The organism is uncultured Rothia sp., assembly GCF_916715725.1.
In the GTDB taxonomy this organism is placed as follows: Bacteria; Actinomycetota; Actinomycetes; order Actinomycetales; family Micrococcaceae; genus Rothia.
The window spans coordinates 37,120-43,494 of the sequence record NZ_CAKAPD010000015.1; the positions used below are offsets into that span (position 1 = coordinate 37,120).

The following is a 6,375-nucleotide window of genomic DNA, read 5'->3' on the forward strand; positions in this document are numbered from 1 at the left end:
GCGGGCAGTCACGCCTGTGGACAACCTCAAGTAGCCTCGTAGCGCCAATTGCCCTAATGCGGGGCAGGTACACTAAACCTATGAGCTATTCTGCCCCCGAAACACCCAGCGCACAGCGCCCGGAGCACCCTACCGCCCGCCCGAGCGAGCGCGTGCAGATTTTCGCTCTTCCCACCCGCACCATGTACGGTTCCCTGCGTTTTAGCTGGTTGAGCTACCTGGGGCTTGCTGAGCAGCAGCATGCGGCGCAGTTGCCGACCTCCACGGCGGCGGTCAGCTACCTGAGCACTCAGGCGCTCATGCGTGCCATGGCGGCGGCTCGTTTAGATGTGCCTTCCAGTGCCGCTTCTGAGATTGAGGTAGATCGCTCCTGCACCCTGTGCACCAGCGGCAAGAAGCACGGTAAGCCGCGTATTGCGGGCGTGAATTTCAATATGTCGCAGGTGAATCCGCTGGTGGTGGGGGCTTTTAGCCGCAACCCTTCGGCGGTGCTCGGGGTGGATGTTGAGACCCTGGATGCGCGCCTGTTCTCCGGTTTTGCGCGTCTGGCGCTCTCCAATGAAGAACGTGCATTCTATGAGCGGGTGGCGCAGGAACGCCCCGCACCCGTACTGCACCTGCTCTCGGTGGCGCTATGGACCGCTAAGGAGGCGGTGCTTAAGGCGACCGGTCACGGTCTGAGCGTGGTGCCGTCCCTGGTTCGGGTGCAGTTTAGCGAGCAGCTGCTGGACGCCCTCGAACTCGCCATGACCGAGGAACCACTGGGCGAGATTGCCGACGATGAGGCTCTGAGCGGGGGTACTTCGCACACCCCCGACCCGACCGCCCTGCGTGTACTGACTCAGGACAGTTTGACCACCAGCGCGTCCTTTAGCGCACCCGCGGCTCAGGGCGGTGAGGCTATTGAGCGTAGCTTTAGCCTGCAGTGGGTACCCGTGGCGCTACCCGACACTGAGAACCCCGAGCAGGCACAGAAGATGCTCATCGCTCTGGCTGTGGAGAACCCTGCCGAGGGTGAGCCAGCCCAGATTGAGCCAGCCCAGGGCGAGCCCGCGCAGCTTGAGGTCGAGCTTCTGCCCGTTGCCACTCCCCTGGAACTCAAGCGCCTACTCACCGATTAGCCACGCCCCCTAACAGCTCATACAACGACTGAACGCGCCCGCCATGGTAGCGAGCGCGTTCAGTCGTTTTATTCTGCTGTTTTATTCAGCCGTTGCATTCCACCTCATCAAAGCGTTCAAGCCAGTACCTACACAGCGCCTATGGGGTATCCTCACCCAGGGTATCCACGCCCAGGGCGCGACCAAAGCTACCGAGCTTCGTGCCGGTCTCCGTGTGCTCCAGCTCCGGGTCAGACTCAGCCACAATACCCGCGCCCGCGTACAGCACCGCCTCGTCCGGGCTGACCTGGGCGCAACGCAGCACCAGCGCCCACTCGCCGTTACCCTCGGCGTCCATGTAGCCGACCAGGCCGCCAAAGTAGCGGCGCTCGAAAGACTCCAGCTGGCGAATCAGCTCCAGCGCCTTCTCAGTGGGGGCACCGCAAATCGCGGGAGTCGGGTGGATTGCGCGGGCACCGTCCAGGCAGGTCAAACCCTCCTTCAGCACACCGTCGATGGGGGTCGCCAGGTGCCAAAGCTGCGGGGTCTGCAGCAGCGAGGGCACCTGCGGCACGTTCAGCTCCTCGGCGATGGGTGCCAGGCGCTCGGCAATATCGTTGATGACGTAGGCGTGCTCGTGGCGGTCCTTCGGCGAGGCGAACAGGCGGTCACGAATCGCCTCGTCCTCGGCGCTACCGGGCTCGGCAATGCGCGGGGCGCTACCGGCAAGCGGGTGGGTCTTGAAGGCGCGGCCCTCGGTGCGAAACACCAGCTCCGGGGAGGCACCCATCAGGTAGCTTCCGTTCATGCCGCGCTCGCCCTCGGGCAGGCGCACCGCAAAGTTGAATGCGGAACGCTGCTGGGCGCGCAGGTTGTTGTACAGCGCCTCCAGGTTGAGGGCGCCGGGAGCATAGCGGGCGGTCAGCACGCGCGAAAGCACAATCTTGCTCAGCTCACCCGCCTTCATGCGCTCCACTGCGGTCGCCACGGCGGCACGGAACCGGTCGTTCTGGCGGCCGGTTACCGACACGGGCTCGGCCAGCTTCACGGTGTGCTCGGGGACGGGCACCTCCTCTTCCTCAAAGCGCTCGGGGACGAAGAGGTAGGCGGGGGCCCCCGGGTCGAAGGGGATGAGGCCCACGACGGCGGTGCCGGCGCGTTTTGCCTCGTCCAGGGCGTTATCAAAGGTGACAGGGGTCATCGCACCGGCGGCGCGGAGTACGCGGGTGCCGGTGGCAAAGATAAAGTCAGGAAGGTTCGTCATCGTACTTCTATCAGTGGTGTGTAGGTTCGCGCCGGGCATCTAAACGCCGGACGCGGAGTGCCGTTAGAGGGTCGCGCCGCCGTCGGCGACGATCTCCTGCATGGTGATGTGGCGTGCCGCCTCCGAAATGAGGAAAGCGTTCACCGAAGCGATATCCTCCGGGTCGGCAATACGGCGCAGCGGAATGCCCAGGCGGAAGGTTTCCGGGTTACCGGCAACCGGCAGGGCGGAGCGGTCCTCGCCCTCCCAGGCGTCGGTCACCATGGGGGTTCGGGTGGTGCCGGGGCAGACCGAGTTCACGCGAATACCGTGCGCGGCAAGCTGCAGACCGAAGCTGGAACTCACGCGTGCCGCCGACGCCTTGGACGCACCGTAGGCGCCGAACTCCGCGCGGGGCACACGCGCCGCATTGGAGGCAACCGTCACCAGGGAGCGGCTGTTGGTCGGGTCGGACTCCTGCTGGTCAATCATGATGCGGGCGAATTCGCGCAGGCACAGGAACACGCCGTCGGAGTTGACCGCGTGCAGGCGCTTCCAGGTGGCGAAGCTGGTTTCCAGCAGCGGCTGACTGTGGGCGATACCCGCGGCGAGCACCGCGCCGGTGATGGGTTCGTCAAGCGCCGCAACGGCTTCTGCGAGGGCGGTGACGGACTCTTCGCTCGTAACGTCTACAGCGCGGTAGCGGAAGATGGCGTCCCCGTAGGTGCCGAAGGAGGCAATGGGCTGTTCCGCCAGGTCAGCCGCAAATACCGAATAGCCGTTCTTAATGAGCTGGTGGACGGTAGCCTCACCAATACCACCGTTCGCGCCGGTCACAATCACCCAGCTCATGCGCGCGTCTCCTCAGCAGCCTCAGCCGTTTCAGCACCTTCTTCAGCATGCAGGTCGGCGAGTACATCGGCGGTGTTCAGCACGCGGGCGCAACGACCCGAAGCGTACTCGCACGCCATGCGGTGCTCCTCCTCCGAGAAGTCAGCGAGTGCGTCCGCGACCATGAACGGCTGAATATCGCGCATGAACGCCTCCAGGGCGGTGGTCAGGCAACCAATGTGCGCGTACACGCCGCCGATAATGAGCTGGTCGCGGCCGGATTCCTTGAGCAGATCCTCGAAGGGGCTGCGCACGAACGCGGAGTAGCGCCACTTGGTCAGCACGGTGTCACGGTCAGTCGGTGCGAGGTCGTCGAGCACGCGGGCGGACTCGTCGTTCTGCAGGCCGTCGCCCCAGAAGTCGATGAGCAGGCGGCGATCTTCGGGATCCTGGCGCGGCGGCTGCGCGGTGTAGTAGACCGGGATTCCGGCGGCGTGGGCGGCGTCGATGAGGCGGCGCAGGTTCTTGATGGCGACGTTAATCTGGGCGTCCGGGTTGCCGTTGCTCTCACCCAGATTGGCGCCTTCGAAAGCCTGGACGAAGTGTACCTGCATGTCGTGCACGAGCAGTACGGCTCGGCCGGGGTCTACGGGCCAGCTCACGCGGTTGCTGTGCTCACGGTCAATGTAGGTGTAGGGCTTGATTTTGGGCAGTGCCATGATTCTCCCGATTCGTGCCTATGATGTTCGGTTGTATGTGTGGCGCAGGTGGCGCACTGCGGTGGGCGTAGCGGTGAGTGGGGCTCTCCTCCGAGCCCCTCGCATCGACCACTCGGTCAGTGAGCTTGCGCTTATCTCATAACCATCTTAGGGCATGCTTAGCTAAAGGGTATATCTGCGCCTTAACAAAAATGCTTCCCCACCCGCACCCCCGTTGACAGCACAACGGGTGGAACGGGCAGGGAAGCACTCAGACAAGCAGAAACGCTACACGAACCGCGAATTCAGGCGCGATTCTAGTTCAACTAGTTCACGGGCACCGCGACGGCAAGAACCTCATTCAGACCCTCAGTAATCGAGGGGTGAGTGTAAATCTCATCGCGCAGCTGCGAAGCAGTAATGCCGTGGCGCATCGCCAGCGCCACCAGGTTAATAACCTCCATGGACTCCACCACCAGCAGCTGGGCACCCAGAATCTGGTCGCTCTGCGCATCAATCACGAACTTCATGATGCCGCGCGGGTTCTCCTGGGTCTTCGCACGCGGCATCGCGGCAACCGCAGCAACCGGCTTCGAAGCAACCTTGACCTTGTGGCCAGCCTCGATTGCCTCACGCTCGGTCAGACCCACGGAAGACAGCGGCGGGTTCATGTAAATGGTCGAAGCCACAGCCTTACGGTCCTTAGTGGAGCGGGAACCGTCACCAACCAGCTGAGAGAGCACCACACGGTAGTCATCCATGGAAATGTAGGTGAACTGCGGGCCGCCGTTCACGTCACCGAGCGCGAAAATATTCGGCACGGTGCTGCGCAGGTGCTCATCCACGACAATTGCGCCGCGGTCGGTGGTTTCGATGCTGGTGTTCTCCAGGCCCAGACCCTCGGTGGCGGGCTTGCGGCCGGTCGCAACCATCACGTAGTCCACCTCCAGCTCCCGAGTAGCACCCTCAGAGTCGAGGTAGGTCACGGTCACCGAGTCAGCGCCGTCCTTGAAGGACTGCACGCGCACGCCGGTGTGAGCGGTAATGTCCTGGTCTGCGATAATCTCGCGGGCAACCTGGGCAACGTCCTCATCGTAGCGGCCGAAGAGGGCGGGCGCGCCGTCCAGAATGGTCACCTCAGTGCCGTAGGAGGAGAAAATACCGGCGAACTCAACACCGATGGGGCCGCCACCGATAATGCCCAGACGCTTGGGGCGCGGGGTGAGCTTCTGCAGCTCGGTGGAGGTGAGCACACGCTCAGATTCGCGGATACCCTCAATCGGCGGGATCACCGACACGGCACCGGTGTTGATGATGAAGTAGTCGGCGGTAACGCGCAGGGTGTCCTCGCCCGCGGTGACCTCAACCTCGGTGTCAGAGATGAAACGGGCGTGACCGTCAATGAGCTTGGCGGTCTCGTTGGAGAGCAGGATCTCGCGGTTCTTGGCGCGCATCATGCCGGTCAGCTTGTCACGGAAGACCACGGCGGATTCGTAGGCGGCGTTTGCTTCTTCAAGGCTGCGCTCGCCGCTGGCGCGGAACTCGTCGGCACGGTGTACGAGTGCCTTGGTGGGTACGCAACCGATGTTGATGCAGGTGCCGCCGTACATGCCGGTGGACTGTTCGATAAGGGCGACGTTCTTGCCGGTCTTGGCGTAGGCGCCGGCGAGGGTCTTGCCGCCCTTGCCGAAACCGATGACGACCATGTCAAAGTGCAGCTGAGCGGGGGTGGTCATAATGTTCTCCTACGGAATTTAGATGATGATGTCTTCGCAGGGTTCAACGGGAAGAAATAAGTATTATTCCCGCGCGCCACATTTTTCTTTCAAACAGACTCTTTCAAGGCAACTCGTTCAAGGTGGCGAACACGCGGGCGTAGACTGAAACCACCCGGCGCCCTAAGAGGAGCCAGCATCTTCAGGAGGATTCCATGAAAACCCACGACATTCTGCGTGACGCCGCCAGCCGCCCCGGCATCGAAGCCGCCGTGGCCGTCAAGGGGCTGTCAGCCGAGGCTTTGAACGCGCATCCGGGCGGGCACCCGAACTCTATTGCGTGGCTACTCTGGCACGCCGGACGGCAGATGGACATGCAGCTCTCCGCCCTGAACAGTCAGCCGCAGGTCTGGGAGACTCAGGGCTTCAGGGAGCGTTTCAACCTGGGCGAGCTCGGCGACACCATGGGCTACGGCCACACCGCCGAGCAGGCACGCTCCATCGTGGTTGAAGATTCTGTGCTACTGGTGGAGTACCTTGTGGCGACCGGCGAGGCGCTCGCGGACTACGCGGAGACGCTGAGCGAAGCTGATTTGAGCGAGATTATTGACCGTTCGTGGACTCCGCCGGTGACTCGCGGCGTGCGCCTGGTCAGCATGATTGACGACGCGGCGCAGCACGTGGGTCAGGCGGCGTACGTGGCGGGTATCCTCGCGGCGCAGGGCTAGAAAATTCACACCCGCTAGAAGGCACGAAAAAGCGGTGGCGCCTCGGAAATAATCATCCGA

Annotated in this window: 6 protein-coding genes; 2 read left to right on the top strand and 4 right to left on the bottom strand. The window is 63.2% G+C overall.

Features of this window, described 5'->3' with window-relative positions; all coding sequences use genetic code 11:
- Positions 1-80: 80 nt before the first annotated feature.
- Positions 81-1,121: a 4'-phosphopantetheinyl transferase superfamily protein gene (locus QZ822_RS08200; RefSeq protein ID WP_294643883.1), complete on the top strand. Its 1,041-nt coding sequence runs from the start codon at positions 81-83 to the stop codon at positions 1,119-1,121.
- 139 nt (positions 1,122-1,260) lie between these two features.
- On the opposite strand, the gene QZ822_RS08205 is transcribed toward QZ822_RS08200, so the two are convergent.
- From QZ822_RS08205 to QZ822_RS08220, 4 genes are all read right to left on the bottom strand, one after another.
- Positions 1,261-2,364, bottom strand: a complete 1,104-nt coding sequence (locus QZ822_RS08205; protein ID WP_294643885.1) for an isochorismate synthase MenF — start codon at positions 2,362-2,364, stop codon at positions 1,261-1,263.
- Between the two features lie 63 nt (positions 2,365-2,427).
- Positions 2,428-3,195 carry an SDR family oxidoreductase gene (locus tag QZ822_RS08210; RefSeq protein WP_294643887.1) on the bottom strand — a complete coding sequence of 256 codons (768 nt, stop codon included), beginning with the start codon at positions 3,193-3,195 and terminating at the stop codon, positions 2,428-2,430.
- Positions 3,192-3,893 (bottom strand): isochorismatase family protein, encoded by a 702-nt coding sequence (locus QZ822_RS08215; protein WP_294643888.1) that lies wholly within the window; start codon positions 3,891-3,893, stop codon positions 3,192-3,194. The genes QZ822_RS08210 and QZ822_RS08215 overlap by 4 nt, the downstream gene beginning before the upstream one ends.
- A gap of 305 nt (positions 3,894-4,198) precedes the next feature.
- Positions 4,199-5,608 (bottom strand): FAD-dependent oxidoreductase, encoded by a 1,410-nt coding sequence (locus QZ822_RS08220; RefSeq protein WP_294643890.1) that lies wholly within the window; start codon positions 5,606-5,608, stop codon positions 4,199-4,201.
- Between the two features lie 194 nt (positions 5,609-5,802).
- On the opposite strand from QZ822_RS08220, the gene QZ822_RS08225 reads away from it, so the two are divergent.
- The gene (locus QZ822_RS08225; protein ID WP_294643892.1) at positions 5,803-6,315 is read left to right on the top strand and encodes a DinB family protein; all 513 of its coding nucleotides are present in this window, start codon (positions 5,803-5,805) and stop codon (positions 6,313-6,315) included.
- Positions 6,316-6,375 lie beyond the last annotated feature (60 nt).

Coding starts and splice junctions, on each gene's coding strand:
- QZ822_RS08215 (WP_294643888.1), bottom strand. CDS start 3,893: ATGGCACTGCCCAAAATCAAGCCCTACACCTACATTGACCGTGAGCAC.
- QZ822_RS08200 (WP_294643883.1), top strand. CDS start 81: ATGAGCTATTCTGCCCCCGAAACACCCAGCGCACAGCGCCCGGAGCAC.
- QZ822_RS08225 (WP_294643892.1), top strand. CDS start 5,803: ATGAAAACCCACGACATTCTGCGTGACGCCGCCAGCCGCCCCGGCATC.
- QZ822_RS08205 (WP_294643885.1), bottom strand. CDS start 2,364: ATGACGAACCTTCCTGACTTTATCTTTGCCACCGGCACCCGCGTACTC.
- QZ822_RS08210 (WP_294643887.1), bottom strand. CDS start 3,195: ATGAGCTGGGTGATTGTGACCGGCGCGAACGGTGGTATTGGTGAGGCT.
- QZ822_RS08220 (WP_294643890.1), bottom strand. CDS start 5,608: ATGACCACCCCCGCTCAGCTGCACTTTGACATGGTCGTCATCGGTTTC.